Source organism: Arthrobacter sp. TJ-265, from assembly GCF_058269135.1.
This window is the reverse complement of record NZ_JBZCND010000004.1, coordinates 152,634-173,286: the sequence shown is the minus strand read 5'-3', so window position 1 is coordinate 173,286 and position 20,653 is coordinate 152,634. Positions and strand designations below refer to the sequence as shown.

26 protein-coding genes are annotated in these 20,653 nt (G+C 70.0%); 18 read left to right on the top strand and 8 right to left on the bottom strand.

Annotated features, from left to right (window positions below; genetic code table 11):
- Positions 1 to 12: 12 nt before the first annotated feature.
- Positions 13 to 555 (bottom strand): acyl-CoA thioesterase, encoded by a 543-nt coding sequence (locus AC4D2E_RS14665; RefSeq protein ID WP_104167855.1) that lies wholly within the window; start codon positions 553 to 555, stop codon positions 13 to 15.
- 62 nt (positions 556 to 617) lie between these two features.
- Here AC4D2E_RS14665 and AC4D2E_RS14660 point away from each other — a divergent pair, with 62 nt between their 5' ends.
- From AC4D2E_RS14660 to AC4D2E_RS14645, 4 genes are all read left to right on the top strand, one after another.
- The gene (locus tag AC4D2E_RS14660; protein ID WP_490953084.1) at positions 618 to 1,025 is read left to right on the top strand and encodes a maleylpyruvate isomerase N-terminal domain-containing protein; all 408 of its coding nucleotides are present in this window, start codon (positions 618 to 620) and stop codon (positions 1,023 to 1,025) included.
- 27 nt (positions 1,026 to 1,052) lie between these two features.
- Positions 1,053 to 1,355: a hypothetical protein gene (locus AC4D2E_RS14655; RefSeq protein ID WP_490953083.1), complete on the top strand. Its 303-nt coding sequence runs from the start codon at positions 1,053 to 1,055 to the stop codon at positions 1,353 to 1,355.
- Positions 1,356 to 1,421: 66 nt separating this feature from the next.
- Positions 1,422 to 2,423, top strand: a complete 1,002-nt coding sequence (locus tag AC4D2E_RS14650; RefSeq protein WP_490910228.1) for an NADP-dependent oxidoreductase — start codon at positions 1,422 to 1,424, stop codon at positions 2,421 to 2,423.
- A gap of 51 nt (positions 2,424 to 2,474) precedes the next feature.
- Positions 2,475 to 2,942, top strand: coding sequence for an SRPBCC family protein (locus tag AC4D2E_RS14645; RefSeq protein WP_490953082.1), 468 nt, complete (start codon positions 2,475 to 2,477; stop codon positions 2,940 to 2,942).
- Between the two features lie 8 nt (positions 2,943 to 2,950).
- Here the strand turns inward: AC4D2E_RS14645 and AC4D2E_RS14640 are convergent, their stop codons facing one another.
- The gene (locus tag AC4D2E_RS14640) at positions 2,951 to 3,583 is read right to left on the bottom strand and encodes a GNAT family N-acetyltransferase (protein WP_490910230.1); all 633 of its coding nucleotides are present in this window, start codon (positions 3,581 to 3,583) and stop codon (positions 2,951 to 2,953) included.
- A 256-nt stretch (positions 3,584 to 3,839) separates the two neighbouring features.
- Here AC4D2E_RS14640 and AC4D2E_RS14635 point away from each other — a divergent pair, with 256 nt between their 5' ends.
- Together AC4D2E_RS14635 and AC4D2E_RS14630 are read left to right on the top strand one after the other, a co-directional pair.
- Positions 3,840 to 4,064, top strand: a complete 225-nt coding sequence (locus tag AC4D2E_RS14635; RefSeq protein ID WP_104167850.1) for a hypothetical protein — start codon at positions 3,840 to 3,842, stop codon at positions 4,062 to 4,064.
- Positions 4,065 to 4,197: 133 nt separating this feature from the next.
- The gene (locus AC4D2E_RS14630) at positions 4,198 to 5,025 is read left to right on the top strand and encodes an aldo/keto reductase (RefSeq protein WP_490910231.1); all 828 of its coding nucleotides are present in this window, start codon (positions 4,198 to 4,200) and stop codon (positions 5,023 to 5,025) included.
- Between the two features lie 39 nt (positions 5,026 to 5,064).
- On the opposite strand, the gene AC4D2E_RS14625 is transcribed toward AC4D2E_RS14630, so the two are convergent.
- Positions 5,065 to 5,727, bottom strand: coding sequence for a pyridoxine/pyridoxamine 5'-phosphate oxidase (locus tag AC4D2E_RS14625; RefSeq protein ID WP_490910232.1), 663 nt, complete (start codon positions 5,725 to 5,727; stop codon positions 5,065 to 5,067).
- A 113-nt stretch (positions 5,728 to 5,840) separates the two neighbouring features.
- On the opposite strand from AC4D2E_RS14625, the gene AC4D2E_RS14620 reads away from it, so the two are divergent.
- The 5 genes from AC4D2E_RS14620 to AC4D2E_RS14600 all read left to right on the top strand — a co-directional run bounded on the left by AC4D2E_RS14620 (position 5,841) and on the right by AC4D2E_RS14600 (position 10,956).
- The gene (locus AC4D2E_RS14620; RefSeq protein WP_490910233.1) at positions 5,841 to 6,635 is read left to right on the top strand and encodes a phosphatase PAP2 family protein; all 795 of its coding nucleotides are present in this window, start codon (positions 5,841 to 5,843) and stop codon (positions 6,633 to 6,635) included.
- The gene (locus AC4D2E_RS14615) at positions 6,619 to 7,251 is read left to right on the top strand and encodes a TetR/AcrR family transcriptional regulator (RefSeq protein WP_490953081.1); all 633 of its coding nucleotides are present in this window, start codon (positions 6,619 to 6,621) and stop codon (positions 7,249 to 7,251) included. Before AC4D2E_RS14620 ends, AC4D2E_RS14615 begins: the two co-directional genes overlap by 17 nt.
- 101 nt (positions 7,252 to 7,352) lie before the next feature.
- Complete coding sequence (locus tag AC4D2E_RS14610) at positions 7,353 to 8,813, top strand: amino acid permease (RefSeq protein WP_490953080.1); 1,461 nt, start codon at positions 7,353 to 7,355, stop codon at positions 8,811 to 8,813.
- Positions 8,814 to 8,949: 136 nt separating this feature from the next.
- A complete protein-coding gene (locus AC4D2E_RS14605; RefSeq protein WP_490953079.1) occupies positions 8,950 to 10,449 on the top strand; it encodes an APC family permease in 1,500 nt (499 codons plus the stop codon).
- 84 nt (positions 10,450 to 10,533) lie between these two features.
- The gene (locus AC4D2E_RS14600) at positions 10,534 to 10,956 is read left to right on the top strand and encodes a DUF4190 domain-containing protein (protein WP_104167843.1); all 423 of its coding nucleotides are present in this window, start codon (positions 10,534 to 10,536) and stop codon (positions 10,954 to 10,956) included.
- Between the two features lie 42 nt (positions 10,957 to 10,998).
- Here the strand turns inward: AC4D2E_RS14600 and ppk2 are convergent, their stop codons facing one another.
- Positions 10,999 to 11,949: a polyphosphate kinase 2 gene (gene ppk2 / locus AC4D2E_RS14595; protein ID WP_490953078.1), complete on the bottom strand. Its 951-nt coding sequence runs from the start codon at positions 11,947 to 11,949 to the stop codon at positions 10,999 to 11,001.
- A gap of 139 nt (positions 11,950 to 12,088) precedes the next feature.
- On the opposite strand from ppk2, the gene AC4D2E_RS14590 reads away from it, so the two are divergent.
- Positions 12,089 to 12,934, top strand: a complete 846-nt coding sequence (locus tag AC4D2E_RS14590; protein ID WP_490910237.1) for a DUF1684 domain-containing protein — start codon at positions 12,089 to 12,091, stop codon at positions 12,932 to 12,934.
- A 62-nt stretch (positions 12,935 to 12,996) separates the two neighbouring features.
- The gene (locus AC4D2E_RS14585; protein WP_490953077.1) at positions 12,997 to 13,659 is read left to right on the top strand and encodes an alpha-ketoglutarate-dependent dioxygenase AlkB family protein; all 663 of its coding nucleotides are present in this window, start codon (positions 12,997 to 12,999) and stop codon (positions 13,657 to 13,659) included.
- Here AC4D2E_RS14585 and AC4D2E_RS14580 read toward each other — a convergent pair.
- The 3 genes from AC4D2E_RS14580 to AC4D2E_RS14570 are packed head-to-tail and all read right to left on the bottom strand — an operon-like array spanning position 13,656 to position 15,360.
- Positions 13,656 to 14,174: a mycothiol transferase gene (locus tag AC4D2E_RS14580; RefSeq protein WP_490910239.1), complete on the bottom strand. Its 519-nt coding sequence runs from the start codon at positions 14,172 to 14,174 to the stop codon at positions 13,656 to 13,658. The two genes, AC4D2E_RS14585 and AC4D2E_RS14580, sit on opposite strands and share 4 nt — an antisense overlap.
- Positions 14,171 to 14,590: a hypothetical protein gene (locus AC4D2E_RS14575; protein ID WP_490910240.1), complete on the bottom strand. Its 420-nt coding sequence runs from the start codon at positions 14,588 to 14,590 to the stop codon at positions 14,171 to 14,173. Before AC4D2E_RS14575 ends, AC4D2E_RS14580 begins: the two co-directional genes overlap by 4 nt.
- A 29-nt stretch (positions 14,591 to 14,619) precedes the next feature.
- Positions 14,620 to 15,360 (bottom strand): FadR/GntR family transcriptional regulator, encoded by a 741-nt coding sequence (locus AC4D2E_RS14570; protein ID WP_490910241.1) that lies wholly within the window; start codon positions 15,358 to 15,360, stop codon positions 14,620 to 14,622.
- 115 nt (positions 15,361 to 15,475) lie between these two features.
- Here AC4D2E_RS14570 and AC4D2E_RS14565 point away from each other — a divergent pair, with 115 nt between their 5' ends.
- Both AC4D2E_RS14565 and AC4D2E_RS14560 read left to right on the top strand, forming a co-directional pair.
- Positions 15,476 to 16,765 carry an alpha-hydroxy acid oxidase gene (locus AC4D2E_RS14565; protein ID WP_490953076.1) on the top strand — a complete coding sequence of 430 codons (1,290 nt, stop codon included), beginning with the start codon at positions 15,476 to 15,478 and terminating at the stop codon, positions 16,763 to 16,765.
- Positions 16,766 to 16,913: 148 nt separating this feature from the next.
- Positions 16,914 to 17,237 (top strand): hypothetical protein, encoded by a 324-nt coding sequence (locus tag AC4D2E_RS14560; RefSeq protein ID WP_490953075.1) that lies wholly within the window; start codon positions 16,914 to 16,916, stop codon positions 17,235 to 17,237.
- A gap of 64 nt (positions 17,238 to 17,301) precedes the next feature.
- On the opposite strand, the gene AC4D2E_RS14555 is transcribed toward AC4D2E_RS14560, so the two are convergent.
- Entirely contained in the window at positions 17,302 to 17,604 is a 303-nt protein-coding gene (locus AC4D2E_RS14555; protein WP_490953074.1) for a DUF4193 domain-containing protein, read from the bottom strand.
- 294 nt (positions 17,605 to 17,898) lie between these two features.
- Here AC4D2E_RS14555 and AC4D2E_RS14550 point away from each other — a divergent pair, with 294 nt between their 5' ends.
- The 3 genes from AC4D2E_RS14550 (at position 17,899) to AC4D2E_RS14540 (ending at position 20,640) form a co-directional block, all read left to right on the top strand.
- Positions 17,899 to 18,333, top strand: coding sequence for a DUF2243 domain-containing protein (locus AC4D2E_RS14550; RefSeq protein ID WP_490953073.1), 435 nt, complete (start codon positions 17,899 to 17,901; stop codon positions 18,331 to 18,333).
- Positions 18,326 to 19,198 (top strand): cytochrome c oxidase assembly protein, encoded by an 873-nt coding sequence (locus AC4D2E_RS14545; RefSeq protein ID WP_490953072.1) that lies wholly within the window; start codon positions 18,326 to 18,328, stop codon positions 19,196 to 19,198. Before AC4D2E_RS14550 ends, AC4D2E_RS14545 begins: the two co-directional genes overlap by 8 nt.
- Before the next feature lie 119 nt (positions 19,199 to 19,317).
- Positions 19,318 to 20,640 (top strand): alpha-amylase family glycosyl hydrolase, encoded by a 1,323-nt coding sequence (locus AC4D2E_RS14540; RefSeq protein ID WP_490953071.1) that lies wholly within the window; start codon positions 19,318 to 19,320, stop codon positions 20,638 to 20,640.
- Positions 20,641 to 20,653 lie beyond the last annotated feature (13 nt).

Genomic DNA, 20,653 nt, shown 5'->3' with positions numbered 1-20,653 from the left:
CTGGTCCCCCGCCTACCAGGTGTGGGGTGCGGGCCTCCGGGTGCTGGGCAGCCCGTTGTTGAGGCGCCACTCGTGGATCCAGTCGGGAAGCACCAGGTCCTCCGGCGGCGCCCCGAAGGCCGCGATGATCTCCTCGTTGCTGACAGGGCCCGACGACGAGACGAGCCTCGTCGCGATGAAGGCCCGTGCGTAGATCTCGCCGTCGGCCACGGCACGCTGCTCGAAGTAGACGGCGCGCTCGTCCAGTCCGATGATGCGCGTCTCGACGGCATAGCGTTGGCCGAGCTGGAGCGACTTGCGGAAACTGATGGTCTCCCCGGCCGCAACCGGGCTCCACCCGCGACGGCGCATCAGGCGCCACACCCCGCTGCGGACCATCAGGTCGAAGCGGCCGAGGTCGAACACCGAGAAGTACATCCCGTTGTTCATGTGCATCGCGATGTCGATGTCCGTGAGGAGGACCCGGAGGGTGACGCTGCTGGAGCCCCAGATACTGAGGTGTGACCGTCTGCCGGACCGGAAGAGCTGCAGCATCGTGCGGAAGATCAGGTGCATGGACAAGATATTACTCGCCGGTAACATAACCCCGGTCGGACGCACCCGCCTACACTCGGGAGATGGACCAGGCCTCCCCGCACGCCCTTCCGTTCGACCGCTACCGGGAGTTGCTGGACCGGGAGTACCGGATCCTCGCCGACCTCGTCCCCGCCACCCTTGACCTGCCCGTGCCCGCGTGTCCGGGCTGGACGGGCGAGGACCTCGCGCGGCACACCGCGATCGTGTTCCTCCACAAGGCGGAGACCATCCGGACGGGCGAGCGGCCGAGCCATGGCTGGCCTCCCGTGAGCATCGGTAGCTTCCCGCCGCAGGCCCTGCTCGCCCACTCCTTCAGCAGCCTCACCGACCAGTTGGATCGGCACCGGCCGGAGGATCCGGCGGAGACGTTCGTCCCGTGGGACCAGACCGTCGGATTCTGGATCCGGCGGCTCACGCACGAGACCGCGATCCACCGGGTGGACCTCTAGGACACGGCAGGAGACGGGCCCACGCCGATGGACCCGGACCTCACCCTGGACGGCATCGACGAAGTGCTGACCGTGATGCTCGTCCGCAGCCAGCCGGACCTCACGGCGTCCGCAGCGGTGGTCCGCCTCGAGGCGGGCGGGCACTCCTGGGACGTGTGCCTGGCCCCCGGGCGGGTCGAGGTCACGCGGGACGCACCGGCGAACGGACAGCCGACCGCCCGGACGGACCCGGAGGCATTGCTCCTGTGGCTCTGGGGCCGTGCGCCGCAGCCCTTCCCGCCCTCGGACGCCCTCCGTGAACTGCGGGACCGCCTGGCCGGGGCGCTCTAAACGGAATAGATCCTCCGGATCGCGGGTTGGCAGGTGCAGGAAGCAACCGACCCCCAAGGAGCAGCAATGACCGCCAGTACCCAGATCCAGCTCGTCCGACGTCCGGTCGGCGCGCCGACCCCGGAGGACTTCGCGCTCGTGACGGTGGACCTGCCCGAGCTCGGCCTCGATGAAGTGCGTGTCCGGAACGAATACGTGTCGGTCGACCCCTACATGCGCGGCCGGATGAACGGCTCCAAGTCCTACGTCGCGCCCTTCGGACTCGACGAGACCATGACCGGTGGAGCGGTGGGCCGGGTGGTGGAATCGACGTCCGAGGCGATGCCGGTCGGCACGGCGGTCCTGCACGGCCATGGATGGCGCGACGTGGCGCAGGGCCCGGCCTCCCACTTCTCGCCCCTGCCGGACACGGCGCTGCCGCTGTCCGTCTTCCTCGGTGCCGCCGGCATGACCGGCCTCACCGCCTACGCGGGACTCAAGCGGGTCGCCGGGCTGAAGGAGGGCGACGTCGTCTTCATCTCCGGCGCGGCGGGCGCCGTCGGCTCCATCGCCGGCCAGATCGCCCGGAAGCTGGGCGCCTCGCGGGTGATCGGCTCGGCCGGTTCGGCGGAGAAGGTGGCCCTCCTCAAGGAGAAGTACGGCTACGACGAGGCGTTCAACTACAAGGACGCCCCCGTGCGCCGTCAGCTCCGCGATCTCACACCGGGTGGCATCGACGTCTACTTCGACAATGTGGGTGGGGACCATCTCGAGGCAGCGATCGACCGCCTCAACACCGGAGGCCGCGCGGCCCTGTGCGGTGCGATCTCGCAGTACAACAACACCGAACGCACCCCGGGCCCCGACAACATGGCGAATCTGGTCACGCACTCCCTCACGCTGGAGGGCTTCATCGTGGGCCGGCACCAGGATCTGCAGGCCGAATTCGCGGAGCTGATGACGGGCTGGCTCGCCGACGGCAGCATCGTGTTCGACGAGACCGTGGTGGACGGCATCCGGAACGCCGTCGGCGCCTTCCTGGACATGATGAACGGTGCCAACACCGGCAAGATGCTCGTCCGCACCTGAGCGGCTGCGGCGCATCGCCGGCGCCACCGGGCAGGCTGGGATACTGGCGTCATGACCGCAGCGTTCACGTGCACGACAACCACCACGGTGGGCCAGGCCGAACTGTTCGACCGCTCGCGCAGCATCGATGCCCATGCGAGATCGATGCGCTTCTCACGGGAGCGGGCGGTCGCCGGGGTGACGAGCGGGCTCATCGGCCTCGGCGAGCACGTGACATGGCGGGCCTGGCACTTCGGTATCCCCGTCAGGATGACGAGCGTCATCACGGAGCTGGACGCACCGCACCGGTTCGTGGATGAACAGCACACCGGTCCGTTCCGCGACTTCCGGCACGTCCACGAGTTCTCGGAAGCCGACGGCCTCACGACGATGGTGGACCGGATACGCTTCACCGCGCCACTCGGTCCTGCCGGCGCCGTCGCGGAACGGATCCTCCTCCGGCCCTACCTGCGCTACCTCATCGAGGTGCGCAACCGCTTCCTGACGGCCGACCCCGCAGCCGGCCCGACGTCCGCCTGAGCGGGGACTCAGGCGTCCGAGGAGACGAGCAGCGCCGCTTCGAGCCGCTTGCGCTGGTCCACGGGCAGGAGGGCGCGGTACTGGGGGAACTCCCGGAGGAACTCCCGCACCCGCGGGCAGTAGGGCACGACGGCGATGCGCCGCTGGTGTGCGTTGAGGAGTACCCGCCGGATCAGCGCGGGTTCGACATCGACGGCGTCGAACTGCGGGTCGACGACCGCCTGGATGAGCACGGCGTACGGACCCTTCATCTCGTACTTGACGTGGCCCACCATGGTGCCGTCGCTGAAGAGCTCGAAGCGCGAGAACAGGGAATTGTCACGGAAGCCGCCGCGCGCCTTCGTGGGTTCACTGCGCGTCTCGGCCTGCACCTCGCGGCGTTCGATCTCCTCGACCAGCAACTCGTAGTGGTGAACGGCTTCCATCGGGGGGAAGTCGCGATCGAGCACCCGGTAGGTCTGGTTGCAGAGGACCCTCAGCTGCCGGTTCGACACGGTGGACAGGTCGGCAGGAAAGCCTGCGTCCTCCGCACGGGACGCAGGGCCCTGGGAGGCTCCAGGGGCCGTGGCCAACCCGAACGGCTGGGGATCGGCGGCGGGCGCACTTTGGGTACGGTAATCGGCGAACGAAGAAGATTGCATGGTCAGCTCCACGATGGTGGTTCAATGGCCCGCTGCTAGGCCCTGTACAGAATTATACCGCGCCGGGGCCCGATGCGAAATCAAGGCATTCCTCGCATACCTTCTCCGCCTGACGGGCAGGGCCGCTATGGCTTGAGTGAATCTTGAGGGATGAGGGGCGCTGCCCGGACTATCGTGTCAGGAGGAGCGGCAGTCCCCGTCCGGATGCCACTGGACCCGAGGAGCCGCCGTGCAGTCCCAGACAGCATGTACGGCCATGGCGGAATCGTCACTGACCGTCCATGAGGTGTATCTGCACTACCTCAATTCGGGTGGATTCTTCGACGAGTTCGAGATGGATGCCTACCTGCACGGCCTCGCCCCGCTGCCCCGCGAGGAACGCGACTGCATCGCCCGGGCCGTGAACGAACTCATCGACGACCTGCTCGCGCGCGGCGCGCCGCATCGCCGGCCCCGGGCGTCCTACAGCCGAATCGCCTGAGCCGCTTCGATCGCGGAGGTCCGCGCGCGTGGGTCACCATCCAGCGGCTCTCCACGGGACATGCCGTTTGACGGGAGGTTCGGCGCGGGACAGGCTGGTGCTGACCCGTCACCTCTCGACCAGGACTCCCACCATGGCACTCGCCCCCACCGTCCAGCTCCGCAGCGGCGCCCACCTCCCCCTCCTCGGCCTGGGCACGTGGCCGCTGGACGACGCCGAAGCCGCGGACACCGTGGCCCTGGCCCTGGAGACGGGCTACCGGTTGATCGACACGGCGGAGAACTACCGTAACGAGCGGGGCGTCGGTGAGGGGATCCGCCGCTCCGGCGTCCCGCGGGAGGAACTGTTCGTCACCACCAAGTTCAACCGTGAACACCACGGTCGGGAGGGCGTCCGGCGTGCCTTCGAGACCAGCGCCGGCCTGCTGGGCCTTGAGTACATCGACCTGCTCCTGGTCCACTGGCCCAATCCCGACCAGGGGCGCCACGTCGAAGCGGTCGAGGGCATCGCCGCGCTGATGGAGGAGGGCCTCGTGGGCGCGGTGGGCACCTCGAACTACAAGCCGGCGCACCTGCAGCAGGTCATCGACGCCGGGATCGTCCCCGACGTGAACCAGATCCAGCTCGATCCCCAGCGGCCGCGCATCGTGGAACGGGCGTTCCACAACGAGCACGGCATCGTGACCCAGGCTTGGAGCCCGCTGGGCAAGGGCAGCGGGCTGCTCGACGAACCCGCCGTCGTCGCGATCGCCGAGGCCCACGACCGGACACCCGCGCAGGTGGTGCTGCGCTGGCACGTGCAGCAGGGGATGGTCGCCATCCCGAAGTCCTCCAACCCGGAGCGGCTCGCCCGGAATCTCGACATCTTCGACTTCGAGCTCTCCGGGGCGGAGCTGGCCGCGATCTACCTGCTCGACTCCGGTCGGGCCGACATCGTCGACTCGGACGAGTTCGGCCATTGAGCCGGTGCCGGCCCGGGTGACGCGGCGGACGGTGCAGCCCTAGGGCCAGAGCATCTCCCGGCGCCAGCCCTCACCGAACCGGCTGTACAACAGGCGGGTGTGGCGCCGCTCCTGGTCGGCCTGCCAGAACTCGACCGCGTCGGGTGCCACGATGAAGACCGTCCAGGTGGTCGACACGAGGCCGTCCGCCGCCTCGATGCGGCGCACCTGTTCCGCCACGGCGGTGTCGACGTCGCTCCTGCTGCGCACCACCGAGCTCTGGCTGCCGGCCAGCACCAGGGCGCGGGCCACCGGGTGGCGGCGCTGGAAGTCGGCGTCGTTCTCCTGTGCGGTGCCGGTGGAGACCGAGCCGCGGATCCGCACCTGGCGGCCGGCCTCCGGCCAGAAGAAGGTCAGCGCGGCGGAGGGATGGTCCGCCAGCTGCCGTCCCTTCGGACTGTCGCTGCTGGAAGCCACCTCCCATCCGGCGGGCGTGAGGTCCTTCAGGATCACGACGCGCGCATCCGGCAGGCCGTCCTCCCCCACCGTCGCGAGGGTGAGCGCGTGCGGCGCCGCGACGCCGTCCTCCACCGCCCGCTGCAGCCACTCGACGAACAGCGGGATCGGGGAATCGGGGGCTGCTCCCGGATCGAAGGGCGGCATCTCGTCGGGGAACACTGGGACGCCGCGGATGATGTCGCGGATCATGCCTGGATCGCTCATGCGGCCAGCCTAGCCCTCGTGCCCGCCGACACCCCGACGGGCGACCACGCAACCCGGCGTCGCCGGCCGGGCCCCGGGATGCCCCTGCCCGGGCCGCAGCATAGAGTCGGTGGATGCCAGCGCACCAGGACCAATACGTCGGACCACGAGACCTCACCCGGTGGACGTCGCCGGTGGGCCGGTTCCTCGTCCGGTGCGTCCGCCCCCTCGCCCGCTGGGCCGGTCCGCATGCCGCCCTGCTGCTCCTCATCGCGATCGGCGGCGGGGTGGCCGCGGCCCTGACCGCGGCGTCGGCCGAAGTGTACGAATCGGTGGTGGAGGCCGACGGCGTCGCGGCCCTGGATCAGCCGGCCCTCGACCTCGCCGTGTCGCTGCGCGAGGGCTGGTTCGACGCCTTCATCACCGGCTACACCAACATCGGCGGACCGATCGGCATGCCCATCCTCGCCGTCTCGGTGATGGTGCTGCTCGCTGTCCACCGCCGCTCCTGGACGCCGGTGATCCTGCTGCCGGCCGCGGCGTTCGGCTCCCTGCTCATGACGGTCGCCGGCAAGGATGCGATCGGCCGCCTGCGTCCGCCCATGGACCTGGCGGTCCCGCCCTACGAATCGTCGCCGTCGTTCCCCAGCGGGCACTCCCTCAACGCCGTCGTGATCGCCGGCATCGTGGCATACCTGCTGGTCCTGCGGCAGCAGCGCAAGCGCACCCGGGCGCTGACCGTCGCCCTCGCCGTCGTCTTCGCCGTGACCATGGGCCTCAGCCGGGTCTACCTCGGCCACCACTGGCTCACGGACGTCCTGGTCGCCTGGACGCTCGGGGTCGCCTGGCTCGCCGTCGTGATCACCGCACACCGGCTCTTCCTGACGTTCCGCCTCCACCGGACAGCCACCCGTGGCGTCACCACCTGAGCAGCCCGGACCCGGCGCCGGCCCGCCACCCGCCCTCCGGCCGCTCCGGCGGGATGCCCGGCACAATCGCGAGGTGGTCCTCGCCGCGGCCCGGCGCATGTTCGCCGTCCATGGCGCGGAGTGCAGTTTCGAGGACATCGCCCGTGAGGCCGGGGTGGGCGTAGGAACCGTGTACCGCCGGTTCCCCGATCGCCGCACCCTCATCGAGGCCATCCTCGAGGAGCGCGTGACGGACGTCGACGCGACGGTGTCCGAGGCCCTCGCGCTCGAGGACTCCTGGGCGGCAGCACGGCTGTTCATCGGCTCCGCCGCCCGCATGCAGCTCGAGGACCGCGGGCTGCGGGACCTGCTGCACGACCCCGGCTTCGTGTCGGCGGGACTCGCGATGCTGCGGCGTCGGATCGCTCCGGCGGCGGAGGAGTTCGCCGCACGGTTGAGGGACGACGGCGCGCGGCCGGACCTCACCGGTGAGGACGTCCTGGTGCTCGTCCGCATGCTGGGATCACTGCCCCCGGGGGCCGTGACGGCCGCCCCCACGGGCCGGGACGCGGGCTTCGAACGGTACCTCGGCCTCGTCCTGGACGGCCTCCGCCGCCGGGCGGCCGCCGAAGGATAAGCAGAACTGACGAATTGTCGTCAGGAATAATGATTTCCCCTCACCAACGGCCCGCTCCATACTGGGGGGTGCACACGAGCACCCCCTAGGAACGGACGACGATGTCGGATTCATCAGCCCTGCAGAACCCACGATCGGTGTTGCGGCGCAAACCGATCGACAACGTCGAGGACGAGACGGGCCGCTCGACCCTGTTCAAGAGCCTCGGCCTCTGGCAGCTGACCGCCATCGGCGTCGGCGGCATCATCGGCGTCGGGATCTTCACGCTCGCCGGACTCGTCGCGAACGGCGGCCCGGACGGCGAGCCGGTGGGCCCGGCCGTGCTCATCTCGTTCCTCATCGCGGGCCTGGCCAGCGCAGCGGCGGCGCTGTCCTACGCCGAGTTCGCCGGGATGATCCCCCGCGCCGGCTCCGCCTACACCTACGGGTACGTGGCCCTCGGTGAGATCGTCGGCTGGTTCATCGGCTGGGACCTGCTCCTCGAGTACATCGCCATCGTGGCCGTCGTGGCGATCGGCATCTCGGGGTACTTCACCGAGTTCATGTCCGGCATCGGCGTCACCGTACCCACCTGGATGCAGGGAACGCCGGACACGATCGAGGGCGGCGTCGTCAACATGCCCGCGATCGTGGTCTGCCTGCTCGTCACCTTCATCCTCAGCCGCGGCACCAAGACCTTCGGGCGGTTCGAGCTCGTCGCGGTAGGCCTGAAGATCCTGCTCATCCTCGGCATCGTGGGCCTCGGCTTCTTCTACGTGAACGTCGACAACTACTCGCCGTTCGTCCCCTCCGGCTTCGGGGCCGTGTTCGCCGGCGCCGCCACCGTGTTCTTCGCCATGTTCGGGTACGACGCCATGAGCACCGCCGCCGAGGAGGCCAAGGACGGCAAGAAGCACATGCCGAAGGCCATCCTCCTGTCCCTCCTCATCGCGATGATCCTGTACGTCCTGGCGACCCTCGTCCTCACCGGGATGCAGAACTACAAGGACATCAGCCCGACCGCCGGCTTCGCCTCGGCCTTCCAGTTCGTCGGCCTCCCCGTCGTCGCGACGATCATCTCGGCCTTCGCCGTGATCTCCATCCTCACCGTCATGCTGACCTTCCTCCTCGGTGTCACGCGCGTCTGGTTCTCGATGAGCCGCGACGGGCTCCTGCCGGCCTGGTTCTCGACGACGGACCGCCACGGCACGCCGCAGCGCGTCACCTGGATCGCCGGGATCGCCTCGGCGTTCCTCGCCGGGGTGTTCCCGATCCGCGCCGTCGCCGACCTCACCAACATCGGCATCCTCGCGGCGTTCGTCGTGGTCTGCATCGCGGTGATCGTGCTGCGGCGCACCCGTCCCGAGGTTCCCCGCACGTTCAAGCTGCCACTGATGCCGATCGTCCCCGCGTTCGGCGTCCTCGCGTCGCTGTTCCTGATGCTGCAACTGGACGGAGAGACGTGGCTGCGGTTCGGCGTGTGGCTCCTGATCGGCCTCGCCATCTACTTCTTCTACGGCAGGAAGCACTCGCTCATGAACCCGGACAGCCCGCGCCACGCCTTCCTGAAGCGGCAGGCCTAGCCTCCGCCGCATCGATCAGGGGCCTGCCGCCCGCGTCACGAACGTGCGGCAGGCCCGATCAGCTCCTATCCTCGACAGGTGCGCGGCCTCTCCACGACCGCGGACCCTCCACCCCCACCACTGAAGGACCTGCCCCATGGACCTCTTCCGGACCAAGTCCATCGAGCAGTCGATCAAGGACTCCGACGAGAAGGGGCGCGGCCTCAAGCGGTCCCTCACCACGTGGGACCTCATGGTCATGGGCGTCGCCGTCGCCGTGGGCGCGGGGATCTTCTCGGTGGGCGCACAGGCCGCCGCCTTCAACGCCGGCCCCGCGGTGACCATCTCCTTCGTCCTCGCCGCGATCACGTGCGCCCTCGCGATCATGTGCTACGCCGAGTTCGCGACGGCGCTGCCGGTCGCGGGAAGCGCCTACGTCTTCACCTACGCCACGATGGGTGAGCTGATCGCCTGGATCATCGGCTGGAACCTGATCCTCGAACTGCTCATGGCCGCCGCCGTCATCGCGAAGTTCTGGGGCGTGTACCTGTCCGATCTCTTCAACGCCCTCGACCTCGACGTCCCCGCCGAGGTCGGCCTGCTGGGCGTCGACCTCGCCTGGGGTCCGCTGCTGATCGTCGCGGTCTTCACCGCCGTCCTGGTCTGGGGCACCAAGCTCTCCGCGCGGGTCAACAGCGTCTTCACGGTCATCAAGATCGGCATCGTGCTGTTCGTCATCGTCGTCGGCTTCTTCTACGTCGATCCCGGGAACTACACGCCGTTCGTCCCGGCCTCCGAGCCTGCGACGGACGGCGGAACCGGCTGGGCAGACCAGCCCTTCCTCTCCTTCCTCAGCGGGGCGACACCGGCCGCCTTCGGTTTCACCGGCATCATCTCGGGAGCAGCACTGGTGTTCTTCGCGTTCATCGGGTTCGACGTCGTCGCCACCTCCGCCGAGGAGGTCGAGGATCCGAGCCGCACCCTCCCCCGTGGCATCTTCGCGGGCCTCGCCGTCGTCAGCGTCCTGTACATCCTGGTGACCCTGGTCGTGACCGGCATGGTGTCCTACACCGAGCTCGGAGCCTCCGGTGCGCCGTCGCTCGCCACCGCCTTCCAGCTGGTCGGCGCGGACTGGGCCGCCGGCGTCATCTCGGTGGGCAGCCTCATCGGACTGACCACCGTGATCATGGTGCTGCTGATGGGCCTGGCGCGCGTGATCTTCGCGCTCAGCCGTGACGGGCTGATGCCGCGCGCCCTCAGCCGCACCTCGGACAAGCACGGGACGCCGGCGCGGACCCAGGTGCTCTGCGGGGTCGTCGTCGCCCTGCTCGCCGGGTTCACCCAGGTGGAGGTCCTCGCCGAGATGATCAACATCGGCACGCTGTCCGCCTTCATCACGGTGAGCCTCGGGATCATCGTCCTGCGGCGCAGGCGTCCGGACCTCACGCCGGCGTTCCGCGTCCCGTTCGGCAGTGTCATCCCGATCGCATCCGCCCTGCTCTGCCTCTATCTGATGTTCAACCTCGCCACCATCACGTGGGTGTTCTTCGCAGGGTGGCTCGTGCTCGGCTTCGCCCTCTACTTCGCGTACGGCCACCGGCATTCCCGCCTCGGAGCCCAGCAGCGCGCGGACGCGGAGGATCCCGCGCACGTGTGAGGTGCGCCGGCGCCCTCGACGCGGGATGATGGTCTTCCCGGGGTTGCGTCATCCGGGACCGCCGAGCCGACCAGGAGAACCACGATGTCCCAGGATCCCTATCCCAGTGAACTCCCCTCCCCCGGCCACAGGAATCCGTACGACGGCGGCGCCTACGGCCCTGCCGGCGGCTACCCGCCGAACCAGCCCGGCAGCAGCCCCTACCAGCAGACCGGCAGCTATCCGTCGGGTCTCTACCAGTCCTCGTACCAGACGATGGAGGGCGAGAAGGCGGCCCAGCTCTCCCTGATCCTCGGTCTGGTGGGCTTCTTCGTGGCGGGCATCGTCCTCGGGCCGCTGGCCATCTGGCAGGCCCGGAAGGCGGAGCGCCTCGGCGTGCCCGCGACAGCAGGCAAGGTCCTGGGCTGGATCGTCACGGCGCTCTACGGTCTCGCGATCCTGTTCGGGATCCTGTTCTTCGTCCTCGTCATCGTGGGACTCGGCGCCACGGCCGGTTTCAGCGGCTGACCGGCACCTGACCGGCAGCCCGACCCAGGGCCACCGCTGCCGTCAGAGCGTGGGGAACAGGTGGGTGGACTGCTCTCCGGCCTCGAAGACGCCCGAGTGCGGCCCCGTCCCGACGATCAACGGATCGGGCGTGCCGACGACGTCGTGGTCCTTCTCGTTGTAGTCGAGGACGTACAGGACGTAGCGCATCGCCTCGATCCGGGCCCGCTTCTTGTCATTGCTCTTGATGACCGTCCACGGGGCGTCCGCCGTGTTCGTGTAGAAGAACATGGCCTCCTTGGCCGCCGTGTACTCGTCCCACTTGTCGAGGGACTGCAGGTCCATGGGGCTGAGCTTCCAGCGTCGCACCGGGTCCGTGTGGCGCTTGGCGAAGCGACGCCGCTGTTCCGCCTGCGACACCGAGAACCAGAACTTGATGAGGTGCGTGTCGCTGCGGACGAGCATGCGCTCGAATTCCGGGGCCTGCCGCATGAACTCGAGATACTCCGTGGGCGAGCAGAACCCCATCACACGCTCCACCCCTGCCCGGTTGTACCACGACCGGTCGAACAGGACGATCTCGCCGCCCGAGGGGAGCGTGGAGACGTAGCGCTGGAAGTACCACTGCGTCTTCTCCTTGTCGCTCGGCTTGTCCAGGGCGACGATCCTCGCTCCGCGGGGATTCAGGTTCTCCATGAAGCGCTTGATGGTTCCGCCCTTGCCGGCCGCGTCACGGCCCTCGAACACCAGCGCCACCTTGGCCTCGTTCGCCCTGACCCACCCCTGCATCTTGAGCAGTTCGATCTGGAGGGCCCGCTTGGCCTTCTGGTACTCCCGTTCCGTCATCCGCTTCTCGTACGGGTAGTCCTCGCGCCACGTCGGCTGGTCCGGATGCGGCAGGAGCACGGGGGCGTCGCCCTCGGCGAGGGGATTCGGGACCGGGATGGCCGGCGCTTCGAGGGCGGGGGCGCCGTCGAGCACCGCGTCACCGGGGGCTGCCTTTGCTGAACTCATGCCTGGTCCTCCGGATTCGACCGTGCCGCGCGGATGCCCATCCTCTCAGAGAAAGCACCGGGGAGATACGGTCCCGGGGAATCCCCCGCCCCCATGACGGGTTACAGCCCACAAACGACCCGCAGGACAAGGAGCACCCGTGAGCGACGTCAAGACCCCGGAGGAACGCTGGCGCCGTTTCCGGAACGCCCGTGATGCGGCCCTGGCCGAGGAGCACGGCTGGCTGAGCCTGACGTCCTTCCAGTGGCTCGGCAGCGAGCCGGCCCGGGTCGACGTCGTGCCGGGGCTCTGGTCCTCCACGGGCGACGCCGCGCAGCTGACCGCAGGGACGTCGGACGGCCTGACCGATCTGACCGACCCGGCCGGCGGCAGGATCCTGGAGGGGACGATCACGGCGACCGTCGCCGACGAGGAATCGCTGATGTGGGTGGCGCACGGCGGTGAGGACGGGCGCCGGGTCGTCGTCGAACTCGCGCGCCGCGCCGGCCGCTATGCCATCCGGACCAGGGATGCCTCCTCGCCCACGCTCACCGGCTTCACCGGCGTGCCGACCTTCGACCACCGGCCCGATCTCGTGGTGGAGGGACGGTTCGAACCGTACGGGGATCCCCTGCACGAGCCGATCGCCACCGCCCACCCTGACGTGCCGGGAGTGCACGAGACGGCCGGCGAGGTGGTCTTCTCCCTTCCCGGCGACCACCGCCGGTTCCGGCTCCGCGCGGGCCAGGACGGGTCCGGGGCGCTCTCGATCACCTTCCACGACACGACGAACGGCGTCACCACCGCGGCCTGGCGCAAGGTGACCACGCGCCGGCCCCGCCCGGACGGCGGGGTCGTCCTGGACTTCAACCGGGCGATCAACTACCCCAGCGCCTTCACGCTCTACGGGACCTGCCCCGCACCGGTCGGCGCGAACGTCGTCGACGCTCCCGTCGAGGCGGGGGAGATGCGGCCGGCGGAGTTCCAGGCTCCCGTGGCGGGGTAGACGCTCCGGCGGAATCGCGTGCTGCTGCGGGTACAGCGCGCCGGCCGGAGCACAATGGTGGGGTGACCGATCCGTTCGACGCCCTGATTCCGCGCCCGCGGCGGGAGCTCGCGCCCGGCGCCGTGCACGTCCCCGACTGGCTGGACCCCGACCGGCAGCGCCGCCTGGTGGACCTCTGCCGCTCCTGGGCGAGCGGGCCCGTCCCGATGCGCGCCGTGACCATGCCGAACGGCGGCGTGATGTCCGTGAAGAGCGTGAGCCTCGGCTGGCACTGGCTGCCGTACCGGTACAGCCGTACGGCCGACGACGTCGGAGGCGCCGCCGTCGCACCCTTTCCGGAGGTGCTGCGCGCGCTGGGCCGCGACGCCGTGACGGCGGCCTACGGTGAGGAGGCGGGCTCCTCCTACGAGCCCGACGCCGCACTCGTGAACTACTACGACGACGCGGCCCGGATGGGCATGCACCAGGACCGCGAGGAACGGATCAGCGCCCCGGTCGTCTCCCTCAGCCTCGGTGCAACGTGCGTGTTCCGGTTCGGCAACACGGAGAACAGGAACCGCCCCTGGGAGGACGTGCAGCTCGCCTCCGGTGATCTCTTCGTCTTCGGCGGACCCTCACGCTTCGCCTACCACGGTGTCCTGCGGACCCTTCCCGGGACGGCGCCGGCCGGTATCGGCTTCGAGGGGCGGCTCAACATCACGCTGCGGCAGACGGGCCTCGGCTAGCGCCGTCGATCGGCGAGGATGATCCCGCGGGCGTACGCGGCCTGGCCGGCGTGCTGCACGGCGTCGTCGAGCACGCTCACGAGCCGGACGAGCAGGGTGACCGGCGGATCCCAGCGCTCGTCGACCACCCGGTGGAGGTCCTCCTCGTCGAGGTCCGCCACGAGGGTCCGGGAGATCCGATGGACTGCGTCGAAGTAGTCCAGCAGTTGCTGCGCGGACGCCACGCGGACGGCGTCGACCTGGTCCCGCGAGTGCCCGTAGCCGGTGTCCTCCCGGTCCAGCGCGAGGTCCCAGCGGTCGGCGAAGCCGTCGGCCAGCCACACCTGCTCGTGGCCGAACGCCTCGGCGAGGTGGCTGTCCGCCACCCGCGTGAGGTGCCAGACGAGCCACGCGACCGGGTTCGCGGATCCACCCGGCCGGAGGGACAACTGGTCGGCATCGAGGCCGCGCACGGCGCTGCGGACGAGGCCCGGCAGCCGGGAGAAGGCTTCGGAGAGGACCTCGACGGACGTCATCGGCGATCCCGTCCTGCGGCACGAGCGGCCCCCGGCAGGCGGAGCCGACGGCGCCCCGTGCCCGGCACGAGCGGAAGGATCACGGCAGTGCCGCGGAGCCCCGAAGGCGGATCCGGCTGCTCCGCCCGGGCTTCCCGCCGTTCGAGTTCCTCGACGACGGCGTGGTAGCGCTCCCGGCTCTCGGGGGAGGGACGGTCCGCATCGAGCCGCTGGTAGATGCTGTTGCAGAGGATCCTCAGCCGGCGGGTCGGCACCTCGCGGAGATCCTCCGGGATGTCGGCCTCCGCACCCAGGAGGAGGCCGGGGAGGCGCGCGCGCCGACCCTCCTGGACGGTCGTCACCCCGTTCAGCCGCACGGTGGGATATTCGAGACTGTGAGGAAGATGATCCATGGCCTGCTCCACATCAAGGTCCATGGCCCGCTGCTCGACCAGATCCCTGCAGTCTAGGTATTCGGCATCGTGATGGAAAGCGCCTGGCGTCGGAAGGAATCGCTTGCATCCCGGGGGACGCCGGCCTCCCGGTAGAAGCCCTCGATGTGGTCGCGGACCAGGTCCGCCGCCGTTTCGCCCCGACCGGCCAGCACCGCGTCCAGGATGGCGCGGTGCTCCCTTCGGAGGCGGTCGGAGGTGGTGCTCCAATCCGGGAGCCGGGCCGTGAGCCGCTGCGTGTACGCCGCGATCGAGCCGCGGAGCGATCCCATCATGGCGCCGATCAGCACGTTGCCGGCAGCCTCCGCGAGCGCTACGTGGAAGAGTGCATCGCGCTCCAGGAAACCGTCCGGGCCGTCGTCGTGCTGGTCCATCTCGTCGAGGAGGAGGGCCGCGCGCGCCAGGGCGGGCGAGTCCGGGGAGGCGTGGGCCGCCGCCCACGTCTCGAGCAGCAGTCGCGTCTCGACGACGTCCTTGACGGGCAGGTGCGCGCTCGCGACGTGGAGCCGCAGGGCGGAGTCGAGGGCCAGCGCGGGATTGCCGGTGATGACGGTCCCGGCCTGCGGACCGGAGCCCACGCCGGCGCGGACGACGCCGAGCGCCTCCAGAACGCGTGTCCCCTCCCGCACGGAGGCACGGGAGATGCCGAGCTGCTCCGCCATCGCGCGCTCCCCCGGCAGGCGGGACCCGATGGCCAGCCGGCCGGCCGCGAGTTCCTGCTCGAGCCATGCAGACACGACCTGGTGATTGCGCATGCCGCCAGCATAGCTTGTGTGGTCGGACCACACGCCGTAGGATCTGTGGTCCGACCTCACTCGGCGCTCGACGACGCCGGCTGAGCCACGGCCCGACGACGAGCAAAGGCAGACCATGCAGACACCCTCGAGTGCATCCATCCCTCCCGCCCTGAGGCGCCGGATCCCCAAGGTCGCGGACCTCGCACCGCTCATGCAGTTCAAGAAGCCGGAATTCGGCGCCGCCGGGCGCCTCCAGCGTGCCAACACCGTCTGGGATCTCCGCGACCTGGCCAAGCGGCGCACGCCCACCGCGCCCTTCGACTACACGGACGGTGCGGCGGAGGCCGAGATCTCCCTGGGGCGTGCACGCCAGGCGTTCCTCGACGTCGAGTTCCGGCCGGGCATCCTGCGGAACGTGGAGACGGTCAGCACGGTCACCCCGATCCTCGGGAGGGACTCCGCACTGCCGTTCGGTATCGCCCCCACCGGCTTCACGCGCATGATGCAGTCCGAGGGCGAGTACGCCGGGTCCCGGGCGGCCGCGGCGGCGGGCATCCCCTACACGCTCTCGACCATGGGCACGGCATCCATCGAGGACGTGGCGCAGTCGGCGCCGGACGGGCGCAACTGGTTCCAGCTGTATCTGTGGACGGACCGTGACCGCTCCATGGAGCTCATCGCGCGTGCCGCCGCGGCAGGCAACGACACCCTCATGGTCACCGTGGACACCGCGGTCGCCGGGGCCCGCCTCCGGGATGTCCGGAACGGGATGACCATCCCGCCGGCTTTGACCCTGAAGACCGTCGTGGATGCCTCGTACCGGCCTGCGTGGTGGTTCAACTTCCTCACCCACGAGCCGCTGTCCTTCGCCTCCCTCTCCCGCTACTCGGGCACGGTGGCGGACCTCATCAACTCGATGTTCGACCCCACCCTCACGTTCGAGGACCTCGACTGGCTGCGCAGCGTGTGGAAGGGCAACCTCGTGGTGAAGGGCATCCAGACGCTCGACGACGCGAAGAAGGCGGTGGACCACGGTGCTGACGGGATCATCCTGTCCAACCACGGCGGGCGCCAGCTGGACCGCGCGCCCGTCCCCCTGCACCTGCTGCCGCGCGTCGCCGCCGAGCTGAAGGGCAGGACGGCGATCATCCTCGACACGGGCATCATGAGCGGCGGGGACGTCGTCGCCGCCATGGCACTCGGCGCCGACTTCACCCTGATCGGCCGGGCCTACCTGTACGGCCTCATGGCCGGTGGCCGCAAAGGCGTGGACCGCACCCTCGAGATCCTCGGCACGCAGACGGCCCGCACCATGCAGCTCCTGGGCGTGAACCGGATCGGGGACCTCAATCCCGACCACGTCCGGCTGCTCGGCGAAGCACCCACCGATGCCGATCTGCCGAAAGCCGCGATGACGCTGTAGGTGCCACCGCGACCCCGCTCCCGGACACCCCGGATCCCGCTACATATCGATTCGGTATCAATTTCCGGGAGATCCCGGATGCCGGTCTAGTCTTTCCTCCAGTGGTCCTGCCCTGGGCGGGCCCGAGGGACCGATCCGGGAGACGAATATGGCGCGTAGGCGGGTGCACCATCCGTTGCCCTACAGGCGCGCCCGGTCCCTGCTCTACGTCATCGGGCTGTTCTGGCTGTGGCTGTGGCTGGGCAGCGGCGCCCTCGTGGATGGGCTCCACCATTCGCCGGTCCACGCGGCGCTCGCGGTGTACGCGGTCGCCGTCGTCCTCCTCGTGTCCATCCCCGCCGCGCTGCTCGCGGTGATCAGGATGCTCCTCACGCACCCCCGCCGGCGCGCCGTCGTCGTCATGACCCTGCCACTCCCGCGGCAGGCACCGCGAGAGGACGCGCACTGGTGGTACGGCGGGAAGGCCTCCTGAGGACTGCCCGCGGAACGGGACGGCCCCCTCGAGGGAGCGCCGTCCGTCAGCACCAGCGGGAGGTCTAGCCCTCGCAGTCGGTGCAGTACTGCCGGCCGTCCTTCTCGAGGGCGATCTGGCTGCGGTGCCGGACCAGGAAGCAGGACGCACACGTGAACTCGTCCTCCTGCGGCGGGATCACCTGGATGAGGAGTTCCTCGCCGGAGAGATCCGCACCCGGCAGATCGATGCCCTCCGCGGTGTCGCCGTCCTCGACGTCGACCGACGACGACTGGGCGGAGCTGCCGCGGTTCGCCTGGAGTGCCTCCAGGGATTCCGCTTCCTTGTCCTCGTCGTTGTTGCGCGGTGCGTCGTAGTCCGTTGCCATGCCGATGCCGTTCTTCGAGGGGGTCTGGTGCCCGGTGGGGCGTGTGCAGCACCTGAGTCTAATGGCAGGAATCAGCGCGCACGCGGCTTCCAGCGCTCCCCGTGATGCTTGTCATACCACCCGGAGCCGGGGTCCGCCTGCCGGGAAACCGGTGGACGCCCACCCGGCTGCGCTGGCACGCTGGACATCATCCCAGCCCACCCGACGACGGGGAATACCATCGCCTCATCCACCCGGCCTCCCGCATCCGCTCCCCGCGCGGGCGCGCGTTCCTCCGGGCGTCGTAACGTGCTGGTGGGGGTCCTGTTCGGCTGCGGGATCATCGCCTTCATCGACGAGGCCGTGTTCCACCAGCTGCTCCATTGGCACCACTTCTACGACCGGTCGACGCCCGGCGCCGGCCTCGTGTCCGACGGCCTCTTCCACGCCTTCAGCTGGTTCGCGACGGTGGCGTCGCTCTTCCTGTTCGCCGACCTCCGACGCCGCAACGCACTGGACACCCGCCGGTGGGTGGGCGGAACCCTCGTGGGGATCGGCGCCTTCCAGCTGTACGACGGCCTGATGCACCACAAGATCCTGGACCTGCACCAGATCCGCTACGGCGTCGACCTCCTGCCGTACGACCTGCTGTGGAACGGCGCCGCGGTGGTGTTCCTGGTCGCCGGACTCCTCGTGCTCAGGACGGCCCGGCGCGCCGGACGCGGGGGCGACACCACGGACCGTGACTGACGGCCCGCACCACCCCGGACCACCGGCGCCCGTCGTCGGTGATCCGACCGCCTTCGCGCTGGACGCGGCCGCCGTCGTCGTCTGGGCCTGCCTCGCCGTGCTGTATCTCGCCGCCGGGCGTGCCGCCGCCCTGCGCGGACGCGGCGCCCGTCCGCTCCGGTACTCGATCGCATGGCTGTCCGGGACGGCGCTCGGGCTCGCCGTGACAGCGGGCCCCCTGGCACGGGCCGCCGCCGGGACCTTCACCGGGCACATGGCCGTCCATCTCGTCCTGGGCATGATCGTTCCACTGCTGCTCGTCCTCGGCGCTCCCGCCACCGTCTTCCTGCGGGCCGTGCCGGGCCGGGTGGGGCGCACGTACAGCAGGATCGTCCGTACGGCGGCGCTGCGGCTGCTCGCCCATCCCCTCACCGCCATGCTCCTGGCCACGGTACCCATGGCTCTTCTGTACTGGGACGGCGCAGGGCTCGCGGTACTGCACCACGCCGTGCTCGGGCCGCTCCTCCACGTCCACTTCGTGGTATCCGGCACCCTGTTCGCCTATTCCGTCATCGGGATAGACCCCCATCCATACCGCGCACCTACCTGGGTCAGGGCGGCGGTCGTCGTGGCGGCCATCGCCGTGCACGGACTGGTCGCTAAGCACCTGTACTCCGTGGCCGGGCGGGGCGGCATGCCTCCCGACACCGAGCAGGCGGCCCTGCTCATGTACTACGGCGGCGATGTGGCCCACGCCCTCCTGCTGGTCCTCTTCTGCGCGCAGGTCTACCGCGAGACGGGACGGCACCGTCGAGGAGCCAGGATGCCGTCCGGGAGCACGGCCGGCTCCGACGCAGGACCGGGCGGGTCACGGACAGCCGGGTGACGTCCTGCCGCTCGCTGCGGGTGGCCGGCAGCTCGGCGACGTAGGCTGGTCAGCGCCCCGGCTGCCGTCGGGGCGCTGCCCGAGAGGGGCGGGTGCGAGCAGACGGGAAGGCCTGTGCCATGAACGAACCCGAGTGGGTCCAGCACGCGATCTGGTGGCAGGTGTACCCCCTCGGCTTCGTGGGCGCGGAGAAGTCCGCCACCCAGGAGCCGGCCGAGGCGCATCGCCTGCTCGGTCTGATCCCGTGGCTCGATTACGCCGTGGACCTGGGCATGTCGGGGCTGGCACTCGGGCCCGTCTTCGCCTCCGAGACGCACGGCTACGACACCACGGACTACTTCGCCATCGATCCCCGGCTGGGCACGCTCGATGACTTCGACACCCTGGTCGCGGAGGCGAACAAGCGCGGACTGCGTATCATCCTCGACGGCGTCTTCAACCACACGGGGCGCTCCTTCGCGCCGTTCCAGCAGGTCCTCGCCCAGGGGCCGGACGCGCCGACCACTGCCTGGTTCTCCCTCGACTGGCCCGACGGCGCCGGGCCCGGCGTCGAACCTGGGTACCGCGATTTCGAGGGCCACCACCACCTCGTGGCCCTGAACCACGAGGAGCCCGCGGTCGCGGACTTCGTCGTCGAAGTCATGGAGTACTGGCTGGGACGCGGGGCGGACGGCTGGCGGCTCGACGCCGCCTACGCCGTGCCGTCGTCGTTCTGGGCCGGGGTGACGCGGCGGGTCCGGGAGGCGCACCCCGACGCCTACTTCGTCGGCGAGTACATCCATGGGGACTACGCTGCGGCGGTCCAGTCCGGCGGCATCGATTCCACCACTCAGTACGAGCTGTGGAAGGCGATCTGGAGTTCGCTCAACGATGCGAACCTCTACGAGCTCGCCGCGGCCCTCGAGCGCCATGACGCGCTCCTCGCGGCCTTCGCGCCGCTGACCTTCATCGGGAACCACGACGTCACACGCATCGCGAGCAGGCTCGAGGACGCGTCCCTCGTGGAGCACGCCGTCGTCGTCCTCTTCACGGTCGGCGGGACGCCCTCCGTGTACTACGGGGACGAGCAGGGCTACCGCGGCATCAAGGCGGACCGCGCCGGGGGCGACGACGACGTCCGCCCCCTCTTCCCGCGCTCGCCGCAGGACCTCTCCCCGATCGGCGGGCCCGTCGTCGCCCTGCATCAGGAGCTCATCGGGCTGCGCCGCCGGCACGCATGGCTGCACCGGGCGAGGACCCAGGTGCTCCACCTGTCCAACGAGGTGCTCGCCTACCGCACCGCGCTCGGCTCCGACGCGCTCGTCGTGGTGTTGAATCTCTCCCACGAGGCCCAGCGCGTCGGTGTCGCCGGCGCGTCGTCCGTCCTCGCCGGACATGCGGCGGTCGACGGCGGCGCGGACACGGCGCTCGTACCGGCCCGGCGCTGGGCCGTCCTCGGCTGAGGCACCTCCCGCG

What these genes read in the sequence shown, in the direction of transcription:
- AC4D2E_RS14665 (WP_104167855.1), bottom strand. Translation starts at nt 555, where the DNA reads ATGCACCTGATCTTCCGCACGATGCTGCAGCTCTTCCGGTCCGGCAGA.
- AC4D2E_RS14660 (WP_490953084.1), top strand. Translation starts at nt 618, where the DNA reads ATGGACCAGGCCTCCCCGCACGCCCTTCCGTTCGACCGCTACCGGGAG.
- AC4D2E_RS14655 (WP_490953083.1), top strand. Translation starts at nt 1,053, where the DNA reads ATGGACCCGGACCTCACCCTGGACGGCATCGACGAAGTGCTGACCGTG.
- AC4D2E_RS14650 (WP_490910228.1), top strand. Translation starts at nt 1,422, where the DNA reads ATGACCGCCAGTACCCAGATCCAGCTCGTCCGACGTCCGGTCGGCGCG.
- AC4D2E_RS14645 (WP_490953082.1), top strand. Translation starts at nt 2,475, where the DNA reads ATGACCGCAGCGTTCACGTGCACGACAACCACCACGGTGGGCCAGGCC.
- AC4D2E_RS14640 (WP_490910230.1), bottom strand. Translation starts at nt 3,583, where the DNA reads ATGCAATCTTCTTCGTTCGCCGATTACCGTACCCAAAGTGCGCCCGCC.
- AC4D2E_RS14635 (WP_104167850.1), top strand. Translation starts at nt 3,840, where the DNA reads ATGGCGGAATCGTCACTGACCGTCCATGAGGTGTATCTGCACTACCTC.
- AC4D2E_RS14630 (WP_490910231.1), top strand. Translation starts at nt 4,198, where the DNA reads ATGGCACTCGCCCCCACCGTCCAGCTCCGCAGCGGCGCCCACCTCCCC.
- AC4D2E_RS14625 (WP_490910232.1), bottom strand. Translation starts at nt 5,727, where the DNA reads ATGAGCGATCCAGGCATGATCCGCGACATCATCCGCGGCGTCCCAGTG.
- AC4D2E_RS14620 (WP_490910233.1), top strand. Translation starts at nt 5,841, where the DNA reads ATGCCAGCGCACCAGGACCAATACGTCGGACCACGAGACCTCACCCGG.
- AC4D2E_RS14610 (WP_490953080.1), top strand. Translation starts at nt 7,353, where the DNA reads ATGTCGGATTCATCAGCCCTGCAGAACCCACGATCGGTGTTGCGGCGC.
- AC4D2E_RS14605 (WP_490953079.1), top strand. Translation starts at nt 8,950, where the DNA reads ATGGACCTCTTCCGGACCAAGTCCATCGAGCAGTCGATCAAGGACTCC.
- AC4D2E_RS14600 (WP_104167843.1), top strand. Translation starts at nt 10,534, where the DNA reads ATGTCCCAGGATCCCTATCCCAGTGAACTCCCCTCCCCCGGCCACAGG.
- ppk2 (WP_490953078.1), bottom strand. Translation starts at nt 11,949, where the DNA reads ATGAGTTCAGCAAAGGCAGCCCCCGGTGACGCGGTGCTCGACGGCGCC.
- AC4D2E_RS14580 (WP_490910239.1), bottom strand. Translation starts at nt 14,174, where the DNA reads ATGACGTCCGTCGAGGTCCTCTCCGAAGCCTTCTCCCGGCTGCCGGGC.
- AC4D2E_RS14575 (WP_490910240.1), bottom strand. Translation starts at nt 14,590, where the DNA reads ATGGACCTTGATGTGGAGCAGGCCATGGATCATCTTCCTCACAGTCTC.
- AC4D2E_RS14570 (WP_490910241.1), bottom strand. Translation starts at nt 15,360, where the DNA reads ATGCGCAATCACCAGGTCGTGTCTGCATGGCTCGAGCAGGAACTCGCG.
- AC4D2E_RS14565 (WP_490953076.1), top strand. Translation starts at nt 15,476, where the DNA reads ATGCAGACACCCTCGAGTGCATCCATCCCTCCCGCCCTGAGGCGCCGG.
- AC4D2E_RS14560 (WP_490953075.1), top strand. Translation starts at nt 16,914, where the DNA reads ATGGCGCGTAGGCGGGTGCACCATCCGTTGCCCTACAGGCGCGCCCGG.
- AC4D2E_RS14555 (WP_490953074.1), bottom strand. Translation starts at nt 17,604, where the DNA reads ATGGCAACGGACTACGACGCACCGCGCAACAACGACGAGGACAAGGAA.
- AC4D2E_RS14540 (WP_490953071.1), top strand. Translation starts at nt 19,318, where the DNA reads ATGAACGAACCCGAGTGGGTCCAGCACGCGATCTGGTGGCAGGTGTAC.